The organism is Streptomyces sp. NPDC031497, assembly GCF_055580905.1.
Window position 1 is genome coordinate 16,634 of the sequence record NZ_JBVIKO010000042.1, and the last position, 22,757, is coordinate 39,390.

Below are 22,757 nucleotides of genomic sequence, written 5' to 3' on the forward strand. Positions count from 1 at the left end.
GGTGGTGTGCTGATCGGTGGTGGACGTGGAGCTGAACTCGGCGGGGCGAACGTGCCGGCGGGGCCGACGGACACGGCCCAGCGTCGGCTCGGCGTCGGCTCGGCGTCGGCTCGGCGTCGGCTCGGTGTCCTGTCACCTCGTCTTCCGTACGAAGACGTCGGCGACGCCGTTCGTGTCGCCCCGGACGAGGTTCGTGGCCGTCGAGGCGTAGGCGGCCGCCTTGCCGTCGGCGCTCAGGGCGGCGGCGGACGAGGCGCCGTCGGCCTGGCCGGTGCCGAGGCTGACGCGGGTGATCGCGCCGGTCCTCAGGTCCTTGACGAAGATGTCGGCGACGCCGTTCGTGTCACCGGGGACCAGGTTGCCGGCGGTCGAGGTGAACGCCGCGTAGCGGCCGTTCGCGCTCAGGCTCGGGTCCTGGCTGGGGCCGTCGGCCTGGGTGCCGTCGGCGGCGGTGCTGACGCGGACGGTGGCCTGCCGGGTCCGGTCGTAGACGAAGATGTCGGGCTGCCTGTTGGTGTCGTCGGGGACCAGGTAATAGAGGCTGGACTCGAAGGCGACCAGGCGGCCGTTCCCGCTGATCGAGGAGTCGTCGGCGTAGTTCTTGTAGGCGTACCGGGTGGGGCGGCTGATCTGCTCGGTGGTCTGCGTACGCAGGTCCCGGACGTAGACCGTCCTGGTCTTGGAGGTCTGTACCTGGGCCGGGTCCAGCTGGGCCGGGGTGTCGAAGGTGACGTAGCGGCCGTCGGCGCTGAGGGACGGGAAGAGTGCGTCGGCGTCGGCGAGCACGCCCGAAGTGGTGTACTGCACCAGCTGGTCACGGCCCGTGCGGCGGTCGTGGACGATCACGTCGGCGCGTTCGTTGGTGTCGCCTGGCGCGGCGTCCGGGGCCGAGGTGGCATAGGCGACGACCCGGCCGTTCGCGCTGATCGCGGGGTAGGAGTTGGCCAGCCAGTCGGTGGGGTGGCCCTTGCTGATGCGTTCCGTTCGGTGGGTGCGGCGGTCGTAGAGGTAGATGTCGGCGACACCGTTGTCGTCGCCCTTGGCGAGCGCGGCCGAGGTCGCGAAGACGACGTAGCGGCCGTCGCCGCTGAGGGCCGGGGTGCTCGCCGGGCCCTTCGCGATCCGCTCGGTGCGGCCGGTGCGCAGGTCGCGTACGAAGACGTCGGCCACGCCGTTGCGGTCGCCGCGGACCAGGTTGCCGGCGGCCGAGGTGAAGGCCACGTAGCGGCCGTCGGCGCTCAGCGCGGGGGCGGCGGAGGCGGCGTCGGCCTGGGTGCCGTCGGTGGCCTTGCTGACCCGTTCGGTGCGTGGCGCGTGGGCGGTCGCGGCGGCGGTCGGGGCCGCGGTTCCTGTGAGCGCGAGCAGTGCGGCACCGCCCAGCGCGGTGGCGACGGCTAAGTGCCCGCGTGTGACTGTGGACATGATTACCCCCGGAATCGTGTCGTTCCCCGTGCCCCCGGCCCGTGCCGAGGGCTCAACGGGATGCAACCGCACCACACAACCCGGGTCAATCGCCCATATGGCGTACAACCGGGTCGGAAGGTCACGCGTCCGCGAGGAGATCCGCTTCCAGGAACTCGCGTACATGGCCGAGAACCTGTGCCCGGTCCGTGCCGCGCAGGCCGATCGCCACATGGATGGAGAAGCCGTCGAGCAGGGAGCGCAGCCGCGCGGCGAAGCGGTCGGCGTCGACGGGCCGGAACTCGCCCCGCGAGATGCCCTCCGCGAGCAGGGCCACCAGGTCGCGGTGCCAGGCGCCCTCGATGGCGGCCTGGCGGTCGCGGGCGGCCTCGTCGGCGTTCTGCGAGCGGTTCCACACCTCCAGCCAGAGCGTCCAGTGCGGGTCACGGTGGCCGACGGGGACATACAGGTCGACATAGGCGTCGAGGCGCTCGCGGGCGGTGCCGCGGCGGGTGAGCAGCCGGCCGCGCTCGGCACCCAGCCGGCCCTCGCTCCACTCCAGGGTCTGGAGCAGCAGTTCGTCCTTGGAGCGGAAGTAGTAGAGGAGATGGCCGCTGCTCATGCCGACCTCGTGGCCGAGCGCGGCCATGGTGAGTTTCTCCAGACCGCGCTCGGCGATCATGTCCATGGCGGCGGCGAGCACGTCCTCGCGGGGCGGGGCCTGTCTGCGCCCACCGGCCATGTGCTGCTCCTCGTACTGCTAGATCTTCGGCTGCTGTTGCGTGATGCAGTGGATGCCGCCACCGCCGGAGAAGATCGTACGGGCGTCCACCAGGGTCACCGTCCGCTCGGGGAAGAGACGGCGGAAGATCCCGGCGGCGATCTCGTCGCGCGGGTCGTCGAAGCCGCAGAGCACGACCCCGCCGTTGCAGAGGTAGTGGTTGATGTAGGAGTAGTCGGCCCAGTGGCCGTCGGCCTCCAGGACGGTCGGGGCCGGGACCTCGACGACCTCCAGCGTGCGGCCGCGCGCGTCCGTCTGGGACCGCAGCAGGCCGATGACCTCCTTGGTCACCTCGTGGTCGGGATGCGCGGGGTCCGGCTGGGAGTGCGCGACCACGACTCCCGGGCGGGCGAAGGCGGCGACGATGTCGACATGGCCGAGGGTCCCGAAGCCGTACGGAGGGTAGTCGCCGGTGAGGCCGCGGGGCAGCCAGACGGCCTTGCGGGTGCCGAGCATCGCGTGGATCTCCGCCTCGACCTCCGCGCGGCTCCACCCGGGGTTGCGCTCGGGCCCGAGCTGCACGGTCTCGGTCAGCAGGACGGTCCCCTCGCCGTCGACGTGGATCGCACCGCCCTCGTTCACCAGCTTCGAGGCGTACGTCTTCGCGCCCGCGAGGTCCGAGACACACCCGGCGATCTTCGCGTCGTGCTCCCAGCGGGCCCAGTGCTGGGCGCCCCAGCCGTTGAACGTCCAGTCCACGGCGGCCAGTTCACGCCCGTTGGTGAGGAAGGTGGGCCCGATGTCCCGCATCCAGGCGTCGTCCAGCTCGCGCTCGACGGTGTCGACGCCCGGGCCGAGCAGCGCCTGGGCGGCCGCCGACTGACCGGGGCCGCACACCATCGTCACCGGTTCGAAGCGCAGGATCGCGCGGGCCACCGAGGCCCAGGCCATCCGGGCGGCGAGGAGGTCGTCGGGGTCGTCGAAGGTGGGGTTGGGACCCGGCCACGCCATCCAGGTGCGCTCGTGCGGGGTCCACTCGGCGGGCATCCGGAAGCCGTCGGCGGCAGCCTTGTCCATGGTGGGGGTCCTTACAGACTGTGACATTTACAAGAAATACAGGCGGTTGAGGGAGACGGAGTCGGCGGGCTCCGAGCGCAGAGGCTCGCCGTCGAGGGTGACCAGGCCGGTGCGCCGGTCCACGTCGACCGCTCCGGTACGGGAGTTGAGCCGCAGGTCGGCGGGGCCGATGCCACGGGTGCCGCGGACCGCCACCCGGCGGCGCCGGGTGGGCATCGTGTCGTTGCCCTGGTCGAGCGCGGCCTGGGCGACGAAGGCCACCGAGATGTCGGCGGGGGTCGCCCCGTGGGCCCCGAACTGGGGTCCGAGGACCAGGGGTTCGCAGGTGTCGGTGGCCGCGTTCGGGTCGCCGGTCACGCCGTAGGCCGGGAAGCCGGACTTGAGGACGAGCTGCGGCTTGGCCCCGAAGTACTCGGGCGACCACAGCACGATGTCGGCCAGCTTGCCGACCTCGATCGAGCCGACCTCGTGCGCGAGCCCGTGGGCGATCGCCGGGTTGATGGTCAGCTTGGCCATGTACCGCAGCACGCGCTCGTTGTCGTGGCCGTCGTCCGGGGCGCCGAGCTCGGCCTTCATCTTGCCGGCCATGGCGAAGGTACGGCGGACGGTCTCCCCGGCCCGGCCCATGCCCTGCGCGTCGGACGAGGTGATGCCGATCGCGCCCAGGTCGTGCAGCACGTCCTCGGCGCCCATGGTCCCGGCGCGGATCCGGTCGCGGGCCATGGCCGCGTCGCCGGGCAGGTCGGTCTTCAGGTCGTGGACGGAGACGATCATCCCGTAGTGCTCGGCGACCGCGTCCCGGCCGAAGGGCAGGGTGGGGTTGGTGGAGGAGCCGATGACGTTGGGGACGCCGGCCATCTTCAGGACGTTCGGTACGTGTCCGCCGCCGCAGCCCTCGATGTGGAAGGCGTGGATGGTGCGGCCCTCCAGCACCCGGAGGGTGTCCTCCACCGACAGGCACTCGTTCAGCCCGTCGCTGTGCAGGGCGACCTGGACGTCGTGCTCCTCGGCGACCCGCAGGGCCGTGTCCAGCGCCCGGGTGTGGGCGCCCATGTCCTCGTGCACCTTGAAGCCGGACGCCCCGCCCTCGGCCAGCGCCTCCACCAGGGGGGCCGCGTGGGACGACGAACCCCGTCCGAGGAAGCCGATGTTGACCGGCCAGGCGTCGAAGGCGTTGAACGCGTGCTTGAGCGCCCAGGGCGAGTTGACGCCGACGCCCCACACCGGGCCGAACTCCTGCCCGATGACCGTGGTGACGCCGGAGGCCAGCGAGGCCTCCATGATGCGCGGCGACAGCAGGTGGACGTGGGTGTCGACGGCCCCGGCGGTGGCGATCAGCCCCTCGCCGGAGATGATCGAGGTGCCGGTGCCGACCACGACGTCGACGCCGTCGAGGGTGTCGGGGTTCCCGGCCCGTCCGATCGCGCAGATCCGCCCCTCGCGGATGCCGATGGACACCTTCCGGATCCCGAGCACGGCGTCGATGACGACGACGTTGCTGATCACGACGTCACAGGTCTCGCGAACGGCGGCGGCCTTGAGGTGCAGCCCGTCCCTGGCCGTCTTGCCGAAACCGGCCAGGAACTCGTCGCCGTAGCGCTGGGAGTCGCCCTCGACGCGGATCACCAGCCCCGAGTCGCCGAGGCGGACCCGGTCGCCGGCGCGGGGGCCGTGGGTGGCCGCGTATTCGTACGGGGTGAGGCGGCGGGCCTCGGCCGGGTGCCCTCCGGGACGGCTCATCGGTCTGCCTCCTGGTCGCGGATGTCGTGAACGCCCAGGTAGCCGCAGGCGGCCGCGCGGCGCAGCGCCTCCTCGCGGGCGCCGGGCGCGTCCAGCGGCCCGTCGACCAGGCCGGCGAAGCCGATGGCGACCCGGGCGCCGCCGATCGGCACCAGGCCGACCTCCAGGGACTCCCCCGGCCCGAAGCGCACGGAGGAGCCGGCGGGCACGGCGAGCCGCAGGCCGTAGGCGGCGGCACGGTCGAAGTCGAGGCGCGGGTTGGCCTCGAAGAAGTGGAAGTGGGAGGTGACGGAGACGGGGACGGTCGCGGTGTTGGTCACGGGCAGCCGTACGACCGCCTCCGGGTCGGCGTGCTCGGGCCCCGGCAGCAGCGCGCCGGGCGCGTCCTCGCCCAGTCCCCCGCCTCCGATCGGGTCGGTGACCACGGCGAGCCTCGACCCGTCGTCGAAGACGGCCTCGACATGCACCTCGGTGACGACGTCGGCGACACCGGGCAGCACGTCGGCCGGGCCGAGGACGGAGCGGGCCGCCTCGACGGCCTCGGCGAGCCGCCTGCCGTCCCGGGCGGCCTCGCAGACGGTGTCCGCGATCAGCGCGGTGGCCTCCGGCACGTTCAGCCTGAGGCCCCGGGCGCGGCGGGCGCGGGCCAGCTCGGCGGCTCCGAAGAGCAGCAGCCGGTCACGTTCCGTGGGGGTCAGTCGCACGTCCCGGTACCTCCTTCGCTTCCTGCACTTAGAACACCACTCTAAATGCCGGATTACGAGAAGGGAACCATTGACATCAACCGCCTGGTCACCCACATTGAACGTCGCTCTAACTCTCAGCCATACGTCTCAGGTGGCCGTCGAAGGAGACCAGCCATGCCGATAGAACAGCGCGGAGTCGACACCATCCCGGACGAGGAACGCACCAGCGGGCCCAAGGACCTGGTCTCGATCCTGCTCGGCTCCAACCTCTGCCTCGGCGTGATCATCTTCGGCTGGCTGCCGCCGTCCTTCGGGCTCGGCTGGTGGGCGTCGGTGAGCGCGGTCGTGGCGGGCACGCTGGTCGGCACGGTGTTCACGGCCCCGCTGGCCCTGGTCTCGCTGCGCACCGGCACCAATCTCTCCACCTCCTCCGGCGCCCAGTTCGGGGTGCGCGGGCGGCTGGTCGGCTCGGTGGTGGGCCTGCTCCTTGCCCTCGGCTACACCGCGCTGACCGTGTGGATCGGCGGCGACGTCATGGTGAGCGTGCTGGGCCGGCTGTTCGGACTGCCCGCGGACGGGGTGTCGTACGCCGTGGTCTACGCGGTGCTCGCGGCGGCGACGGTGGCGGGCGCGGTCTACGGCTACCGCGTCCTGCTCGCCATGTCCAAGGTCCTCGCCATCGGCATGACGGCCCTCCTGATCCTCGGGATCTTCGCCTACGCCCCGCACTTCACCACCTCTCCGCTTCCGGAGGCGGGCGGCTATCTGCTGGGCGGCTTCTGGCCGACCTGGTGTCTGGCGGCGGTCGCGGCGGGGCTGTCGGGCCCGGTCGCCTTCATCACCCTCCTCGGCGACTACACGCGCTACATCTCCCCCGCCCGGCACTCCTCCCGCCGGGTCCTGCACGCGACCTGGCTGGGTCTGGTCCTGGGCCTGCTGGTGCCGCAGCTGTTCGGCACGTTCACCGCGTACGCGGCGCGGGCGGCGACGGAGTACGCGGGCCCGCTGGTGTCGGCCTCCCCCGCCTGGTACCTGGTCCCGCTGCTGCTCTCCGCCTCCGCGGGCTCGGTCGGCAACGCGGGCCTGATGCTGTACTCGATGGGCCTGGACCTGGACGCGATCCTGCCCCGCGCGTCCCGCGCCCGCGCCACCTACACGGTCGCGATCGTCGCCACGGCCTGCGTCTTCGTCGGCCACTACGCCTGGAACGCGCAGTCCGCGATGACGTCCTTCGTGCTCCTGCTGACGGCGATCGGCACCCCCTGGGCGGTCATCACGCTCATCGGCTTCGTCCGCTGCCGGGGCCGGTACGACGCGGACGCCCTCCAGGTCTTCAACCGCCGCTCGCACGGCGGGATCTACTGGTACCGGGCCGGCTGGAACATCCGGGCCGTCGTCTCCTGGACCCTGGGCGCCGGAGTCGGCCTGCTGGCGGTCTCACTCCCGTCGTACGAGGGCCCGCTGCTGTCACTGACGGGCGGGGTGGACTGTTCCTTCCTGCTGTCGGGCCTGACCGGCGGCCTGGTCTACCTGGCGCTCACGGCTCGCCGTCCGGTCGTGCCGGTCAGCCCGGCCCCAGCCCCGGCAGGAACTCGCTCGCCCCGAACGCCGGTTTGAGGTCGGTGAACCAGGTGGCGCCCTCGTCGTAGGCGGCGAAGAACGGGCGGTCCACCAGGTCAGGGTCGCGGGCCTGGATCAGGTGCAGGACGAAGACCTTCTCGCCGTTCACCTCGGCGACGCCGTCCACGCAGACCTTGCCGGGCATCGCCGACATGACCGGGCCGCGGACGGTACGGGCGAGGCCGGAGACGCGGGCGTAGGCGTCCCGGAAGACCGCGTGGCCGCGGGCCAGGGGGACGGCGAAGTAGCCCTGGGGGCCGGTGTCCCGCTCCACGAACTGGTAGTACGGGACCGCGCCCAGCGTGGTCGTCTCCTCCCACAGCTCGGCCCAGGCCGCCGCGCTGTCGTTGATCCCGGCCACCAGCGGCCCCTGGCAGCGGATCACGGCACCGGTGTCCCGGACCCGGCGCATGGCCTCCCGTACAACCGGCGGGCGCAGCTCCTGCGGATGCGTGAAGTGGGCCATCAGCGCGAGGTGCCGGCCACTCGCCACCACCTGCTCGAAGAGGCGGAGCAGGTCGTCGGCGTCACGGTCGGTGGTGAAGCGGTACGGCCAGAAGGCGAGCGACTTGGTGCCGATGCGCACCGAGCGGACCGTGTCGGTCTCCAGGAGGGGTTCGACGTAGCGGCGCAGCACGTCGGTGCTCATGACCAGGGGGTCGCCGCCCGTGATCAGGGCGCTGCTCACCTCGGGGTGGGCGCGCAGATAGGCGGTCGTGGCCGCGATGTCGTCGGTGGCGATGCGCAGGTCGGCCTCGCCGACGAACTGCGGCCAGCGGAAGCAGTAGGTGCAGTAGGCGTGGCAGGTCTGGCCCTGGCGCGGGAAGACCAGCACGGTCTCCGGGTACTTGTGCTGGAGGCCGGTGAGGCGGCGGCCCTCGTGCACGGGGACGTTGGCGTCGAGCTGGCCCGAGGGGTGCGGGTTGAGCCGCATCCGGATCTCGTGGGCGGCGCGCTGGACCTCGGCCCGGGGCGCCTGACGGGCCAGCAGGCCGGCCATCCGGCGGACGTCGGGCCCGGGCAGCATCCCGGACTGCGGGAAGGTCAGCCGGAAGACCGGGTCCTCGGGCACCGCCGACCAGTCGATCAGCTCGTCGACGACATAGGCGTTGGTGCGGAACGGCAGGACCGAGGAGACCGCCCGCATCGCCAGCCGCTGATCGTCCGTCAGGGAGACCCGCCGCAGCAGGCCGTCCAGGTCGCGGGGCGTGAAGGCGCGGAAACGGGGGTGGTGCGCTGAACACATGTGTGGCGGGGCCCTCTATTCCGTGACCAGGACCGTGGACGGCCGCAACTCCACGAAGGCGGCCGCGTGCGCATCGTACTTCTCCCCGAAGTGGTGGATGAGCCGCCGGTGCAGCTCGCTCTCGTCGTCCACGACGATCACCTCGTGCGGCCCGGTCCCGGTCAGCGCCTCGCTGTACGCGCTGAGTTGGTCCAGTCGGCGGCGGGCCAGATAGGTGACGAGGTCGGGCGCGGCGACGTACAGGCGGTCGTCGAGGAAGACGAAGCGGCAGACGAACTCCCGTCTCCCGTCGGTGGCGTCGACCAGGGTGACGGGGAGCCTGGTGAAGCGTTCCATCGGCTTGCCCTGCTCCCACAGTTCGTCGAAGCGCTGCTCAACGAAGGTGCCGAGCGGGGAGCGGACCGCGACCTCCAGCTGGACGCCCTCGCCGGAGAGCCGGCCGACGGTCAGGAAGGAGACCAGGCAGCGCTCGTCCCAGCGGTAGAGGGTGACGCCGGGGGAGGTCGAGCACAGCCGTACCTCCAGCAGATGCCGGGAGGTGTCGTCCAGGCGGCGGGCGAAGGCGTCCAGGGTGCGCAGGTTGCGCATGATGTCGCGGCGGATGTCGGCGCTCTGCTCGCCCAGTTCGCGGCCGCGCAGGATGACGGCGAGGGAGTCGGGGTCGAGCAGCAGGATCTGGACGCGGGCGCCGCTCGCGGTGGCGGATCTGACGCCGCGGAAGAGACGCTCGGAGAACTGCGGGCCGAACAGGTTGGAGAAGGTGTCGAGGACCTTCACGTTGGACGTCGAGCCGTACACCTGGGCGGCGAACCACTCGTAGTCGAGGCGGGTGTGCTCGCGGACGCGGCCCTCCTGGGCCCGGGATATCAGCGGGCCGATGACGAAGACGGTGACGACCACGCCGACGATGTCGGTACCGAGGTTGAGGGCGAGGTTCTGCCCGTAGTTGTCCATCGTCGAGGCCCGCCACAGCAGCACGGCCGCGACGGCGGTGAGCAGTCCGAGCACGGTGAGGCTCTGCGGGCGGCGCGGTGTCCGTAAGGTCCGCATCAGCCAGCGCAGCCGTGGCATCGGCGACCGTCCGCTCACGCGTGTTCCCTCCCCCGTGTGGAGTGAGGTGATACCCGTACGGGGGAGGCGATACGCGTCGAACGGACGGCCGGGGACCGGTCAGCCGAGCTCGTGCATCCAGCCGTGCTTGTCGGCCACCTTGCCGCGCTGGATGTCGAGAAGCGCCTCGCGGAGCCTCATGGTCACCTCGCCCGGCTCGCCGCCCGACTGCCGCCACTCGGCGCCGCTGCGCTTGACCGTGCCGACCGGAGTGATCACGGCCGCCGTGCCGCAGGCGAAGACCTCGGTGAGGGTGCCGTTCTCCGAGTCGCGCTGCCACTGCTCGATGGAGACCCGGGCCTCCTCGGACTCGTAGCCGAGGTCACGGGCGACCGTGAGGAGGGAGTCACGCGTGACGCCTTCGAGGATCGAGCCGCTGAGGGTCGGCGTGACGATCTTGTCTCCGTAGACGAAGTACAGGTTCATGCCGCCGAGTTCCTCGACCCACTTGTGCTCGACCGCGTCGAGGTAGCAGACCTGGTCGCAGCCCTGCGCGGCGGCCTCGGCCTGGGCGAGCAGGGAGGCCGCGTAGTTGCCGCCGGTCTTGGCGTCGCCCATGCCGCCGGGGACGGCGCGGACCCGGTCCTCGGAGGCCCAGATGGAGACCGGCTTGACCCCGCCGGGGAAGTAGGCGCCGGCCGGGGAGGCGATGACCAGGAAGAGGTACTCGTTGGCCGGCTTGACGCCCAGGCCGACCTCGGTGGCGATCATGAAGGGGCGCAGGTAGAGGGATTCCTCGCCGCCGTGGGCCGGGACCCAGTCCTTGTCCTGCTGGACGAGCAGGTCACAGGCCTCGATGAAGGTCTCCACCGGCAGCTCGGGCATGGCGAGCCGGCGGGCGGAGCGCTGGAAGCGCTTGGCGTTCTGGTCGGGGCGGAAGGTGGCGACCGAGCCGTCCGGGTGGCGGTAGGCCTTCAGGCCCTCGAAGATCTCCTGGGCGTAGTGCAGGACGTTGGTCGCCGGGTCGAGGGGGATCGGCGCGTACGGGACGAGCTGGCCGTCGTGCCAGCCGCGGCCTTCGGTCCACTTGATCGTCACCATGTGGTCGGTGAAGTGGCGGCCGAATCCGGGGCTGGCCAGGATCGCCTCGCGCTCGGCGGCGGCGAGCGGGTGCGCGGACGGCTTGAGCTCGATCGTGGGCGTCGTCATGAGTGGTTAGTCCTTCACCGGTTGTAGTGATGGGCCGCGCTCACGCCCGTACGCCGGTGTCCAGTGGTTGGACGTCCGAGCATTCCCTCACAGCGCGGCTCCGCGTTCGATTATCGCGCGGGGGCCGGGATGAACGGAATCGGGGTGAATGCGGACCCGGGGTTGATGGTGGCACCCGGCGGCGGACAGGGGGAAGCCGCCGGGCGCGTGTGCGACCCGGCGGCTTCGAAGTGATCGGCGGCGCGGCGGGTCAGCCGGCTACTCGTACGGCGAGCGCGTCGCCGATCTCCGAGGTGGAGCGGGCGGGCTTGCCCTGACGTTCGGTGAGGTCGGCGGTGACGGCCTCGTCGATGCGGGCGGCCTCGGCCTCGTAGCCGAGGTGGCGGAGCAGCAGGGCGACGGACAGGACCGTGGCGGTGGGGTCGGCCTTGCCCTGGCCGGCGATGTCGGGCGCGGAACCGTGGACCGGCTCGAACATCGAGGGGAACTCGCCGGACGGGTTGATGTTCCCGCTCGCGGCGACGCCGATGCCGCCGGAGACGGCCGCGGCGAGGTCGGTGATGATGTCGCCGAAGAGGTTGTCGGTGACGATGACGTCGAACCGGCCGGGGTCGGTCACCAGGTAGATGGTGGCCGCGTCCACGTGGATGTAGTCCGTGGTGACCTCGGGGAACTCCTCGGCAACCCGGTTGAAGACGTTCGTCCACAGGTGCCCGGCGAAGGTCAGCACGTTGTTCTTGTGGACCAGCGTGATCTTCTTGCGCGGGCGGGCCTGGGCGCGGGCGAAGGCGTCCCGGACGACCCGCTCCACGCCGTAGGCCGTGTTGACGGACACCTCGGTGGCGACCTCGTGCTCGGTGCCCTTGCGGATGGTGCCGCCGTTGCCGGTGTACGGGCCCTCGGTGCCCTCGCGGACCACGACGAAGTCGATCTGCGGCTCGCCCGCCAGCGGGGTGGCGACACCCGGGAGCAGCTTCGACGGACGCAGGTTGACGTGGTGGTCGAAGGCGAAGCGGAGCTTGAGCAGGAAGCCGCGCTCCAGGACGCCGGAGGGGACGCTGGGGTCGCCGATCGCGCCCAGCAGGATGACGTCGTGGTTCTTCAGCGCGTCGAGGTCGGCGTCGGTGAGGGTCTCACCGGTGGCGTGGTACCGCTGAGCGCCGAAGTCGTACTCCTTGGTCTCCAGCTTCACGTCCTCCGGGAGGACGGCGGAGAGGACCTTGAGGCCTTCGGCCACGACTTCCTGCCCGATGCCGTCACCGGGGATCACTGCGAGATCGATGCTGCGAGACATGTCGGCACCCTACTCCCCGTCCCATGGGATGACACGATCTGTCCGCCATACGGACACCGCGCGTCGTTCCGTCAACTGGCGTTCACCCGTACGTGTGACCGGTGTTGGCCTGCGCTGGGCACGTTCCCCCCTATGACTGCACCTTCCAGGGGGACACCCCCCGGACCCCCCGTCCCCGACTTCGGCATTCCGCCACGGCTCGCCGCCCGGATGAGCATGGCCGAGCAGTACGAGTACCTGCGCGGCCGGCTGGTGAGCCGCCGCACCCTGGTGACGGCGGGCGCGGTGGCGGGCACCATGGCGGGCGGCAGTCTGGTCGCCGGCTGTGCGAAGAAGTCGGCGGACCCAGCGCCGGCCACCTCGGCGATCCGGGGCGCGGCCGTCGTGCCGTTCGGCCGCCATCTCGCCTTCGGCGCCGACCCGAGGACGCGGATGCGGATCTCCTGGCAGGTGCCGTTCGCGGTGCGGAAGCCGTTCGTGCGGATCGGGACGCGCCCCGACGACCTGGGCCGGCGGGTCGGCGCCGAGATCCGGCATCTGCACACACCCGGGGTGCGGGGGGTGCGCCCGGTGGTCGAGCAGTACTACGTGCACGCGGCCCTGGACGGCCTCACCCCCGGTACGACGTACTACTACGGCGTCGGCCGCGAGGGCTGGGACCCGGCCGCCCCCCACCACCGCGCCACCATCGCCTCTTTCCGCACCGCGCCCGCACGCCCGGAGAAGTTCGTGTTCACGGCCTTCGGCGACCAGGGCGTCAGCCAGGCCGGCAGGGCCAACGACAACGCGCTGCTGAAGCAGAACCCGGCCTTCCACCTGCACGCCGGCGACATCTGCTACGCGGACGGCAACGGCTCCGGCCGTACCTCGGACGGCTACGACGCCCGGGAGTGGGACCGGTTCCTGCGCCAGAACGACCCGGTGGCGCGGTCGGTCCCGTGGATGGTGACGACCGGCAACCACGACATGGAGGCCTGGTACTCCCCCGACGGCTACGGCGGCCAGTACGCCCGCTTCGCCCTTCCCGACAACGGCTTCGACCCGCACGGCGCGCCGGGCGTGTACGCGTTCACCTACGGCAACGTCGGCTTCGTGGCGCTGGACGCCAACGACGTGTCGTACGAGATCCCCGCCAACCTCGGCTACAGCGGCGGCCGGCAGACGGCGTGGCTGGAGAAGAAGCTGAAGGAGCTGCGGGCGGCGCCGGGCGTGGACTTCGTGGTCGTCTTCTTCCACCACTGCGCGTACTCGACGTCCGCGCACGCCTCCGACGGCGGGATCCGGGCGGCCTGGCAGCCGCTGTTCACCAAGTACCAGGTGGACCTGGTCGTCAACGGGCACAACCACGTCTACGAGCGCACGGACGCGGTGCAGGGCGGCGGGGTCGGCCGTGCGGTCCCGGTCGGCGGCTCGACCGACCCGACCCGGGACGGGATCGTGTACGTCACGGCGGGCGGCGGCGGGCGGGACCTCTACTCGTTCCCGTCCGGGGTCAGGGACAGCTACGAGGGGCACGTCACCCGGCACGGGGCGGTGCGCAGCTTCCACTGGACCGAGGGGCAGCACAACGTGGCGGAGACCGTGGAGTGGTCGCGGGTGCGGTACACCGGCTTCTCCTTCCTCAAGGTCGAGGCGGAGGCGGGTACCACCCCGAGGCTGAGGGTGTCGGCGCTGGCGCAGAGCGGGGCGCGGATCGACCACTTCGAGATACGGCGGGGCGGCTGACACGGGAGTACGTCCCGAGGCGCGTCCCCGGAGTACGGCGCGGCTGTCCCGGCCGCGCCGTACTCCGTGCGGGTGCGGCTCCCGGTCAAGGGGGTGTTACACGTGTTACCGGCGCTTCCCAGGTGGGTTCAGTGGCCGGTCTCGCCGCCGTTGTCGCGGCGGTCGAGGGCGCGCTGGAGGGCGGCGGCGGCGTTCTTGCGCTCGGACTCGCTGGTCCGGGACACGTGGCGGACGCGGCGGCGGACGGTCGTCTCGGCCATGGGAATCGACTCCTTCGACATACATGGAGTACGGCAATGGGGGGTTACGAGACGCCGGAAGGGGCGGGGAGCGCGGTGCCGCAGGGGTTGCCTGCACGGTGCCCGGCTCACGACCGCCATTCGCTTGATCGAGCGAGACGTTCGGCTCCTACAAAAGTAAGGGAGCGGCCCGCTTCTGTCTGCACAATTACTTGGGCTTCCTACTATCTGAGACGGCGCACCGGGGCAGACGGCTGTGAGCTGGGCTTTTGACAGCTGGGGCGGATGGGACCACCGGGACGGATGTCACCCAGGAGACGGACGGGTTACATGACATCGCCGTCCCGCCAGTCGAAGACCAGCTCGTGGGCGGGGTCGAGGACGTCCCCGGCGAGGCCGGGCCACACGTACACGTCCCCCTCCTCGTCCGGCAGGCGCACGATCCCCTCCGCCGGGGAGACCGCGCAGACCGGACCGGCCCAACGCCCCCAGCCCCGGGCGGTGTAGAGCCGGGCGCCGTCCTCGCTGGCGGACAGCGCACCGAAGTCGTACGCCCGCTCGACGATTCCCTCAAGGGCCGCCAGCACCTGGCCGCCCAGACCCCGGCGGCGGGCGTCGGGCCGGACGCCGACGGCCTCGACATAGCCGACGCGCAGCCAGCGGCCGCGGTGCCTGGCCCGGCGCATGACGACCGAGCCGTGGGCGGCGAGCCCCTCGTCGTCGTGGACGAGGGCGTGCAGGCCGCCCAGACCGTGCTCCCAGTCGCTGTCGGCGAAGTCCCCGCCGAACGCGTCGTGGAGCAGGCCGCGGGCGGCCCGGAGGTCGGCGGGACCGAGATCGGCGGTATGAGCGACACGGAGAGACATGGCCCAAGTGTCGTACGGGACGTCCGGTCGGCCCGCACATGGGAACGGGCCGGGAAGCCTGCTCGTGGGTCAGGCTTCCCGGCCCGTGCTCGGGTGGGCCGTGGGTCAGCCCATGTGCGGGTAGGAGTAGTCGGTCGGCGCGACCAGGGTCTCCTTGATCGCGCGGGTCAGCGTCCAGCGCAGCAGGTTCTGCGGGGCGCCGGCCTTGTCGTTGGTGCCGGAGGCACGGCCGCCGCCGAAGGGCTGCTGGCCGACGACGGCGCCGGTCGACTTGTCGTTGATGTAGAAGTTGCCGGCCGCGTACCGCAGCTTCTCCATCGTGTACGCCGCCGCCGCGCGGTCGCCGGCGATGACCGAGCCGGTGAGCGCGTACTCGGACACCGACTCCATCTGGGTCAGCATCTCGTCGTACCGGTCGTCCTCGTAGACGTGCACGGCGAGGAACGGGCCGAAGTACTCGGTGCGGAAGACCTCGTTCTCCGGGTCGGAGCACTCGACGACGGTCGGGCGGACGAAGTAGCCGACCGAGTCGTCGTAGGAGCCGCCCGCGACGATCGTGCAGGTCGGGTCCTCCTTGGCGCGGTCGATCGCGGCCTTGTTCTTGGCGAAGGCACGGTCGTCGATCACGGCGCCGATGAAGTTCGACAGGTCGGTGACGTCACCCATGGTGAGGTACTCGACCTCGGCGGCGAACTCCTCCTTGAAGCCGGAGTTCCAGATGGACGCCGGGATGTAGGCGCGGGAGGTCGCCGAGCACTTCTGGCCCTGGTACTCGAAGGCACCGCGGGTCAGGGCGGTCTTGAGGACCGCGCGGTCGGCCGACGGGTGGGCGACCACGAAGTCCTTGCCGCCGGTCTCGCCGACCAGGCGCGGGTAAGTGCGGTACTTCTCGATGTTGTTGCCGACCGTCTTCCACAGGTGCTGGAAGGTCTTGGTGGAGCCGGTGAAGTGGATGCCGGCGAGGTCGCGGTGGACGAGGGCGACCTTGGAGACCTCGATACCGTCACCGGTGACGAGGTTGATGACGCCCTTGGGCAGCCCGGCCTCCTCCAGCAGGCGCATCAGCAGGACGGCCGCGTGGGTCTGGGTCGGCGACGGCTTCCACACGACCACGTTGCCCATCAGCGCCGGCGCGGTGGGCAGGTTGGCCGCGATCGCGCTGAAGTTGAACGGCGTGATCGCGTAGACGAAGCCCTCCAGCGGGCGGTGGTCCATCCGGTTCCAGACGCCCGGGGAGTTGGCCGGGGGCTGCTCGGCGAGGATCTGCCGGGCGTAGTGGACGTTGAACCGCCAGAAGTCGACCAGTTCGCAGGGGCTGTCGATCTCGGCCTGCTGGGCGGTCTTGGACTGGCCGAGCATGGTGGAGGCGGCGATGGTCTCGCGCCAGGGGCCGGAGAGCAGTTCGGCGGCGCGCAGGATGATGGCCGCGCGGTCGTCGAAGGACATCGCGCGCCAGGCGGGCGCGGCGGCGAGGGCCGCGTCGATCGCGTCCCGGGCGTCCTGCTGGGTGGCGTGCCGGCCGGTGCCGATGACGGACTTGTGGTGGTGCGGCTGCACGACCTGGAACTGCTCGCCGCCGCCGAGCCGCTTCTCGCCACCGATGGTCATCGGCAGCTCGATGGGGTTGTCGGCCAGCTCCTTGAGCTTGGCCTCCAGGCGGGCGCGCTCGGGCGAGCCGGGGGCGTAGCCGTGCACCGGCTCGTTGACGGGGGTGGGGACCTGGGTCACAGCGTCCATGAGATCCGTAGCTCCTTGTACGTGAGCGGGTGTTGCCGGGCGGGCGGGAGAAGGGCGGGCGGGAAGGGTACGCCTCAGCCCTTGCTGAGCATGGAGCGGACGAAGAAGCGCAGGTTCGCCGGCTTCTCCGCGAGCCTCCGCATGAAGTAGCCGTACCAGTCGGTGCCGTAGGCGGTGTAGACACGCATCCGGTGGCCCTCGGCGGCAAGCCGCAGGTGCTCGTCGCTCCGGATGCCGTACAGCATCTGGAACTCGTACTCGTCGGGCTTGCGCCCGGCGCGCCGGGCGAGTTCCTGGGCTATGGAGATGAGGCGCGGGTCGTGGGAGCCGACCATCGGGTACCCCTCGCCCTCCATGAGAGTCCCGAGGATCCGCACGTACGCCTTGTCGATCTCGTGCTTCTGCTGGTAGGCGACCTCGGCGGGCTCCTTGTAGGCGCCCTTGACCAGGCGGACCCGGCTGCCGGCCGCGGCCAGGCGGCGGGCGTCGGCCTCGGTGCGGAAGAGGTAGGCCTGGATGACGCAGCCGGTCTCCGGGAAGTCCTTCCGCAGCTCCTCGTGGATGGCGAACATCGAGTCGAGGGTGGTGTGGTCCTCGGCGTCCAGGGTGACGGTGGTACCGATGGCGGCGGCGGCCTCGACGACCGGACGGACGTTCGCGAGGGCCAGCTCGTGGCCGCCCTCCAGCGCCTGTCCGAACATCGACAGCTTCACCGACATCTCGACGCGCTCGCCGAGGCCGAGCCCGCGCAGCCGGTCGACGAGTGCCAGGTAGGCGTCCCGGGCGGCGGTGGCCTGCTCCGGGGTGGTGATGTCCTCGCCGACGACGTCCATGGTCAGCTCCAGGCCGCGGCCGGTGAGCTCCTCGACGATCGGGACGATGTCGTCGACCGACTCACCGGGGATGAAGCGGTCGACGACCTGCTTCGTCACCGGGGCCGCCGAGATAAGGCGTCGTATCCGGTCGCTGCGCGACGCGGCGAGAATCACGGGACCCAGCACGGGGCACCTCCACAACACATGCCAGAACGGCCGCGATCCGACGGTGTGGATACGGCACGGAGAACCACCGTGAAAGTTAGGGATCTCTCCGATCGTGAGCCATCGACAGCTGTCACGCATCCGTGCCGGAGATCTCAGACAGATGTATGAAGGCGTTCGGGAATTGCGGGAGAATGCCCGGGTGACGTCCGAATTCAAGGGTGACTACCAGGAGCTGGTCGACGAGATCTCCGAGCTGCTGGGCGTCCCGGCGACCCTGGAGAACCGGGACTTCGAGCTGCTCGCCTTCGGGGCGTACGACAGTGAGGGCGACCTCGATCCGTCGGAGCTGGACCCGGTCCGGACCCGCTCGATCCTGACCCGGCGCTCCACCGCGGCGGTCCGCACCTGGTTCGAAAGCTTCGGCATCACCCGGGCGACCGGGCCGGTCCGTATCCCGCCGACGCCGGAGGCGGGGGTGTACCGGGGCAGGATCTGTCTGCCGGTACGCCATCGGGGTGTCGTCCTCGGCTATGTCTGGCTCCTGGACGACGATCCGGGTCCGACGGACGCCCAGCTGGCCGCCGCCATGGAGGTGGCGGGGCGGATCGGCGCGCTGCTCGCGGACGAGGCGCAGGCGGGGGCGGGTCTTGGCCGGGAGCTGCGGGCGGTGCTGGTCGCGGAGCGCGGCTGGCAGCGGGACATGGCGGTGGCCGAGTTCCGTACCGCCCTCGGCGCCCGTGCGGACGGCCCGCACACGATGGTCTGTGTCGCCCCCTGGCCGTCCGCCGACCCGGACGACGCCCCGTCCCCGCGTACGGTCCCGCACGCCACCGCGCTGTGCACGCTGCCGTGGGGGACCAGCGGCCACAGCCTGGCCGTCCTGGTCCGGCTGCGCAGCACGGACACGGCCACCCCCGCCCTGACGGCCGCCGCGCGGCTGCTCAGGGAGGCGCAGGAGGCCCGGTCGGCGTCGGCACGCGGGGCCGGGGCGCGCACGGCCGCCGCCGTCGCCGCGGGGTTCACCGGCGCGGCCGCGGCGGCGCGGGGCTGCGCCGCGGGGGTGGGCGAGCCCCGGGCCGGCCTCGCCGAACTGGGCACGGTCTGGCAGGAGGCCGCCGCGGCCACCCGCGCCGCGCTGGCCGAGCCCCGGTTCGGGCCGGTCGCCGAGTGGGCGCACATCGGCCCGTACCGGTTGCTGACCGCGCTGCCGCCGGATGCCTCGCACGACCCGGCGGTGGCCGTTCTGCTCACCCCGGCCCACCGCGAACTGGCCCGCACCGCCGAGGCGTACCTGGACTGCGCGGGCCAGGCGGGCCGGACGGCCGCGGCCCTCGGCATCCACCGGCAGACCCTGTACTACCGCCTGTCCCGCGTGGAGCAGCTCACCGGACTCGACCTGGACGACGGGGAGGACCGGCTGGTGCTGCACATGGCGCTGAAGAGGGCGCGGCTGTGACCGCCGGCTATCTGCGGCCCTTGCCCGGGGCCTTGCTGTAGCCGCTGACGCCGTCCTCGTAGGCGACCGCCCCGGCCTGCCGGGGGGCCGTCGGCATCGCCACGTCGTCCACGTTGCGGACCAGCTTGATCTTGCCGAACAGCTCCTCGGGGACCACGAGTTCGTCGGAGCCGTGGAAGGTCATCACCGGCTCGCCGGCGGCCGAGCCGCCGCCCTCGAAGGCGAACCCGTCGTCCGATTCGTCGTAGTGCTCCCCGACCTGGACATCGTCGGCGACATAGACGGCGACCAGGAACTTCCCCCACATCCTGGCCTCCTTCTTCGCTCCGGAGGTGCCGGGGGACTTCCCGCCGGGCGGTCCGACGACCGGGGCGACATAGAAGCCGCGGCCCTTGCCGATGCCGTGGCCGGTGGCGATCCGGGCCACGTCGGGGCCGTCGATGATCAGGCCGCCGACGTTCTCCGCGTTGGTGCCGTGGAAACCCACCAGCCGGTAGCCGGACAGCGTCCGGCTCAGCGCCCGCTGCTGCTCGGCGACGTCGTCCCCGGGCATCTCGCGCCGGAACTCCGCGGGCTCCGCCATGCCGTACTCGTCCGTGTCCCAGTGCCCCGCATCCCAGTCCTCGCCCGTCTGGGACGCGGTCTCCGACTCCTCGTCACTGCTGCTGTCGCTGTCCCGCCGGGTCGGGGCGGAGCGGAAGAACCCGCCTTCGCCGTCGCTGTCGCTGCTGCTACTGCTACTACTGGCGGTGGTCACCGTCCGTGCGACGACCGCGCGGACCGCGGCCCAGACCGTGCCGTGGTCGACGGTCCCTCCGGACGTCTCCAGCCGGGCCAGCACCCGGCGCAGGATGTCGGGTTCGGCGTAGTTCTTCGGCGCCGGACGCGTCGGGTGACTCATCAGCCACACCAGCAGGTCGGAGGCGGAGCGGACCGTCGTGGCACCGTCGTCGCCCTGGATGACCAGTTCCTTCCCGTCCGTCTGGCGCTGCACGGACGGCCCGTCAGGGCCGGAGGACTGCCCGGTGCGGCGGAGCATCTCCACGACGGCGGCGTTGCCCGCCGTGTGCCGAAAGTCCATCAGGCCGGGTGACGGCGACCGGTCCTGACGGACGGACGGCCGGACCGGTGAGCGCTCCTTCCGGGTCTCTCGCGCACCGGTGTCGCCGTGAGCGTGCATGGGGTACCTTCCGCCGGGATCAGAAACGGTTCTCCATACGTCGATAGCCGTCGGCGCCGGCGGACACCAGATCCCGCAGGGCAGCACGGGGTGCCCGATCAGGCAGCGCGGCGAACACGGAGGGCATGGCGGAGATGAGCGGACGTCCCGGGTCACGCCGTCGGCCGGGTCGCCTCGCAGCCGTACCGCTCGTCCTCGCGGTGCCGGCCGGCGGGGCCGTCCGGCTGCTGCGGGGCGTACACCCTCGGCTGACGCCCGGTCAGCTCCGGGTCGCGGCCTCGACGATCTGACGCAGGCCCTCGGTGAGCGCCTCGCCGTCGGGCGCGGTCTTCGGGTCGAAGGTCCACTGGGAGATGAGGCCGGACATCAGGGTCATGTAGAAGCGGCCCAGGGTGTCGGCGGTCTCGTCGGAGACCTCCTCCTCCGGTACGCCCATCAGCAGCGAGGTCAGCCCCCGGCCGCCCTCGCGCTGGGCGCGCGCCAACTGGTCGCGCACCTCCGGCAGTTGATCGCCCATCGTCACGATCTCCACGCTGAGCCGCCACAGTGAGCCGGGCCCGCGCATGCTGTCGACGATGTTCGACCACACCTCACGGAACCGTTCGAGGGAGCCGGGCGCTCCGGTCAGCCCCCCGTCGCCGCCCTCGAAGGACATCTCCTCCACCAGCGCGATGTAGGCCTGCGCGAGCAGCGCGTCCTTGGAGCCGTAGTGGTAGCCGATCGAGGCGAGGTTGGTCCCCGACTCCTTGACGATGTCGCGCGCCGTCGTCCGCGCGAACCCCTTCTCCAGCAGGCAGCGCTTGGCGCCTTCCAGCAGATCCTCACGGTGTCCCATGCCGGCCAGCCTACCCCGGGATCCATACAACCGTCCTAGACGCATGACTTACACAAGCGTTCTAGACAAGCGTTTAAGACGCCCGTACATTCCTTGGCATGACGAACCCGACGAGCACGACCACGAGCACACCCGAGACCAACTCCCGTGCGGGGCGCCGCGAATGGACCGCGCTCGGCGTGCTGATGCTGCCGCTGCTCCTTGTCTCCATGGACGTCTCGGTCCTGTACTTCGCCCTCCCGGCGATCGGCGCCGACCTCCGCCCGACCGGCACCCAGCAGCTGTGGATCCTGGACATCTACGGCTTCGTCCTGGCCGGTCTGCTGATGACGATGGGCGCGCTGGGCGACCGCATCGGCCGCCGGCGACTGCTGCTGATCGGCGCCGCGGCCTTCGGCGGCGCCTCGCTGCTCGCCGCGTACGCCGACAGCGCCGGGACCCTGATCGCCGCCCGCGCGGTCCTCGGCTTCGGCGGCGCGACCCTGATGCCGTCCACGATGGCCCTGCTGCGCACGATGTTCACCGACCCCGGCCAGCGCGCGAAGGCGATCGGCCTGTGGTCCGGCGTGATGACCGGCGGCATCGCACTCGGCTCGGTGATGAGCGGGATCCTCGTGGAGCACTTCTGGTGGGGCTCGGTCTTTCTGGTCAACCTGCCCGCGATGGTGATGCTGCTGGTGCTCGGCCCGATCCTGCTCCCCGAGTCCAGGAACCCCTCCCCCGGCCGCTTCGACTGGCTGAGCGTCCCGCTGTCGATGGCCGCCGTGCTCCCCGTGATCTACGGCGTGAAGGAGATCCCCTCCGAGGGCTGGCACCCGCTGTACGTCGTCTCGGCCACCGTCGGCCTGCTCTTCGCCGCGCTCTTCGTCCACCGCCAACGCACCAGCGCCTCTCCGCTGATCCCGCCGGCCCTGCTGAAGGGGCACGGCTTCACGCCGGCGCTGGTCCTGAGCCTGGTCGCCTCGCTGGCCATGATGGGCTCGGCGATCTTCACCACGCAGTATCTGCAGGCGGTGCTCGGCAAGGGCCCCCTGGAGGCCGCGCTGTGGAGCCTGCTGCCCTCGGTCTTCATCGGGGCCGCCGGTCCGCTCACGGCACAGCTGGTCCAGCGGGGCGTCGACCGGGGCCACGTCGTCGCCGGTGGCTTCACGGCCATGGCGGGCGGGTTCGTCCTGCTCGCCCTCGTCGGCACCGACTCGCTGTGGCTGGTGCTGACCGGGGCCGGCGTCCTCGCCTGCGGGATGGTCGCGATCATGTCCCAGCTGACGGACCTCGCGATGACCGGCGCGCCGGTGGAACGGGCGGGCACGGCCTCCGCACTGCTGGAGACCGGCACGGAGTTCGGCGGGGCGCTCGGCATGGCCGTCCTGGGGTCGATCGGCACGGCCGTCTACCGTCACCGGATGCCGGCCACGGCTCCGGCGGAGGCCCGCGAGACGCTGGGCGGCGCGCTGGCCACGGCGGGCCGGCTGCCGGAGCCCGCGGGAGAGACCCTGCTGCGGACCGCACGGGAGGCGTTCACCGGCGGGATGCAGGGGGCGGCGATCGCGGGGGCGGTGCTGCTGGCGCTGGCAGCGGTGGGGGCGGGGGTGACGCTGCGGAGAAGGTGACCATGCAAACGCCGGACGGGCTGACTTTGTCAGCCCGTCCGGCGTTTGAGGACGAACGAGTCCAGCCCTCCAGCCGACCGAG

The 22,757-nt window shown here is 71.6% G+C and carries 18 protein-coding genes and 1 pseudogene; 4 read left to right on the plus strand and 15 right to left on the minus strand.

Features of this window, described 5'->3' with window-relative positions:
• Nucleotides 1–132: 132 nt before the first annotated feature.
• From ACZ5K7_RS45690 to ureA, 5 genes are all read right to left on the minus strand, one after another.
• On the minus strand, nucleotides 133–1,422 hold the full coding sequence (locus ACZ5K7_RS45690; protein WP_468924027.1) for a TolB family protein: 1,290 nt from the start codon (nucleotides 1,420–1,422) through the stop codon (nucleotides 133–135).
• A 121-nt stretch (nucleotides 1,423–1,543) separates the two neighbouring features.
• Nucleotides 1,544–2,143 carry a TetR/AcrR family transcriptional regulator gene (locus tag ACZ5K7_RS45695; protein ID WP_351711058.1) on the minus strand — a complete coding sequence of 200 codons (600 nt, stop codon included), beginning with the start codon at nucleotides 2,141–2,143 and terminating at the stop codon, nucleotides 1,544–1,546.
• 18 nt (nucleotides 2,144–2,161) lie between these two features.
• Nucleotides 2,162–3,199 carry an agmatine deiminase family protein gene (locus ACZ5K7_RS45700; RefSeq protein ID WP_468924031.1) on the minus strand — a complete coding sequence of 346 codons (1,038 nt, stop codon included), beginning with the start codon at nucleotides 3,197–3,199 and terminating at the stop codon, nucleotides 2,162–2,164.
• Nucleotides 3,200–3,226: 27 nt separating this feature from the next.
• Entirely contained in the window at nucleotides 3,227–4,939 is a 1,713-nt protein-coding gene (locus ACZ5K7_RS45705; RefSeq protein ID WP_468924034.1) for an urease subunit alpha, read from the minus strand.
• Nucleotides 4,936–5,643: an urease subunit gamma gene (gene ureA / locus ACZ5K7_RS45710; protein WP_351711052.1), complete on the minus strand. Its 708-nt coding sequence runs from the start codon at nucleotides 5,641–5,643 to the stop codon at nucleotides 4,936–4,938. The genes ACZ5K7_RS45705 and ureA overlap by 4 nt, the downstream gene beginning before the upstream one ends.
• 156 nt (nucleotides 5,644–5,799) lie before the next feature.
• Between ureA and ACZ5K7_RS45715 the strand changes: the two genes are divergently transcribed.
• Complete coding sequence (locus tag ACZ5K7_RS45715) at nucleotides 5,800–7,242, plus strand: cytosine permease (RefSeq protein ID WP_468924039.1); 1,443 nt, start codon at nucleotides 5,800–5,802, stop codon at nucleotides 7,240–7,242.
• On the opposite strand, the gene ACZ5K7_RS45720 is transcribed toward ACZ5K7_RS45715, so the two are convergent.
• From ACZ5K7_RS45720 to ACZ5K7_RS45735, 4 genes are all read right to left on the minus strand, one after another.
• Nucleotides 7,190–8,491: a KamA family radical SAM protein gene (locus tag ACZ5K7_RS45720; protein WP_351711048.1), complete on the minus strand. Its 1,302-nt coding sequence runs from the start codon at nucleotides 8,489–8,491 to the stop codon at nucleotides 7,190–7,192. The two genes, ACZ5K7_RS45715 and ACZ5K7_RS45720, sit on opposite strands and share 53 nt — an antisense overlap.
• 15 nt (nucleotides 8,492–8,506) lie before the next feature.
• Complete coding sequence (locus ACZ5K7_RS45725; protein ID WP_468924043.1) at nucleotides 8,507–9,580, minus strand: hypothetical protein; 1,074 nt, start codon at nucleotides 9,578–9,580, stop codon at nucleotides 8,507–8,509.
• 81 nt (nucleotides 9,581–9,661) lie between these two features.
• Entirely contained in the window at nucleotides 9,662–10,750 is a 1,089-nt protein-coding gene (locus ACZ5K7_RS45730) for a branched-chain amino acid aminotransferase (protein ID WP_351711044.1), read from the minus strand.
• 250 nt (nucleotides 10,751–11,000) lie between these two features.
• On the minus strand, nucleotides 11,001–12,044 hold the full coding sequence (locus ACZ5K7_RS45735; protein ID WP_468924047.1) for a 3-isopropylmalate dehydrogenase: 1,044 nt from the start codon (nucleotides 12,042–12,044) through the stop codon (nucleotides 11,001–11,003).
• Between the two features lie 132 nt (nucleotides 12,045–12,176).
• Between ACZ5K7_RS45735 and ACZ5K7_RS45740 the strand changes: the two genes are divergently transcribed.
• Nucleotides 12,177–13,769, plus strand: coding sequence for a purple acid phosphatase family protein (locus ACZ5K7_RS45740; protein ID WP_468924050.1), 1,593 nt, complete (start codon nucleotides 12,177–12,179; stop codon nucleotides 13,767–13,769).
• A gap of 128 nt (nucleotides 13,770–13,897) precedes the next feature.
• Here ACZ5K7_RS45740 and ACZ5K7_RS45745 read toward each other — a convergent pair whose 3' ends face one another.
• The 4 genes from ACZ5K7_RS45745 to ACZ5K7_RS45760 all read right to left on the minus strand — a co-directional run bounded on the left by ACZ5K7_RS45745 (nucleotide 13,898) and on the right by ACZ5K7_RS45760 (nucleotide 17,612).
• On the minus strand, nucleotides 13,898–14,029 hold the full coding sequence (locus ACZ5K7_RS45745) for a hypothetical protein (protein ID WP_089098576.1): 132 nt from the start codon (nucleotides 14,027–14,029) through the stop codon (nucleotides 13,898–13,900).
• A gap of 305 nt (nucleotides 14,030–14,334) precedes the next feature.
• Nucleotides 14,335–14,874, minus strand: coding sequence for a GNAT family N-acetyltransferase (locus tag ACZ5K7_RS45750; RefSeq protein WP_351711038.1), 540 nt, complete (start codon nucleotides 14,872–14,874; stop codon nucleotides 14,335–14,337).
• 105 nt (nucleotides 14,875–14,979) lie between these two features.
• Nucleotides 14,980–16,611, minus strand: a complete 1,632-nt coding sequence (gene pruA / locus ACZ5K7_RS45755; RefSeq protein ID WP_351711036.1) for an L-glutamate gamma-semialdehyde dehydrogenase — start codon at nucleotides 16,609–16,611, stop codon at nucleotides 14,980–14,982.
• Nucleotides 16,612–16,685: 74 nt separating this feature from the next.
• Nucleotides 16,686–17,612 (minus strand): proline dehydrogenase family protein, encoded by a 927-nt coding sequence (locus ACZ5K7_RS45760; RefSeq protein ID WP_351711034.1) that lies wholly within the window; start codon nucleotides 17,610–17,612, stop codon nucleotides 16,686–16,688.
• 142 nt (nucleotides 17,613–17,754) lie between these two features.
• On the opposite strand from ACZ5K7_RS45760, the gene ACZ5K7_RS45765 reads away from it, so the two are divergent.
• On the plus strand, nucleotides 17,755–19,050 hold the full coding sequence (locus tag ACZ5K7_RS45765; RefSeq protein WP_468924056.1) for a PucR family transcriptional regulator: 1,296 nt from the start codon (nucleotides 17,755–17,757) through the stop codon (nucleotides 19,048–19,050).
• Nucleotides 19,051–19,057: 7 nt separating this feature from the next.
• Here the strand turns inward: ACZ5K7_RS45765 and ACZ5K7_RS45770 are convergent, their stop codons facing one another.
• Both ACZ5K7_RS45770 and ACZ5K7_RS45775 read right to left on the minus strand, forming a co-directional pair.
• The gene (locus ACZ5K7_RS45770; protein ID WP_468924059.1) at nucleotides 19,058–20,131 is read right to left on the minus strand and encodes a hypothetical protein; all 1,074 of its coding nucleotides are present in this window, start codon (nucleotides 20,129–20,131) and stop codon (nucleotides 19,058–19,060) included.
• Nucleotides 20,132–20,489: 358 nt separating this feature from the next.
• On the minus strand, nucleotides 20,490–21,065 hold the full coding sequence (locus tag ACZ5K7_RS45775) for a TetR/AcrR family transcriptional regulator (RefSeq protein ID WP_351711028.1): 576 nt from the start codon (nucleotides 21,063–21,065) through the stop codon (nucleotides 20,490–20,492).
• Between the two features lie 98 nt (nucleotides 21,066–21,163).
• On the opposite strand from ACZ5K7_RS45775, the pseudogene ACZ5K7_RS45780 reads away from it, so the two are divergent.
• Nucleotides 21,164–22,724, plus strand: a pseudogene (locus ACZ5K7_RS45780) (MFS transporter).
• Nucleotides 22,725–22,757: the final 33 nt, after the last annotated feature.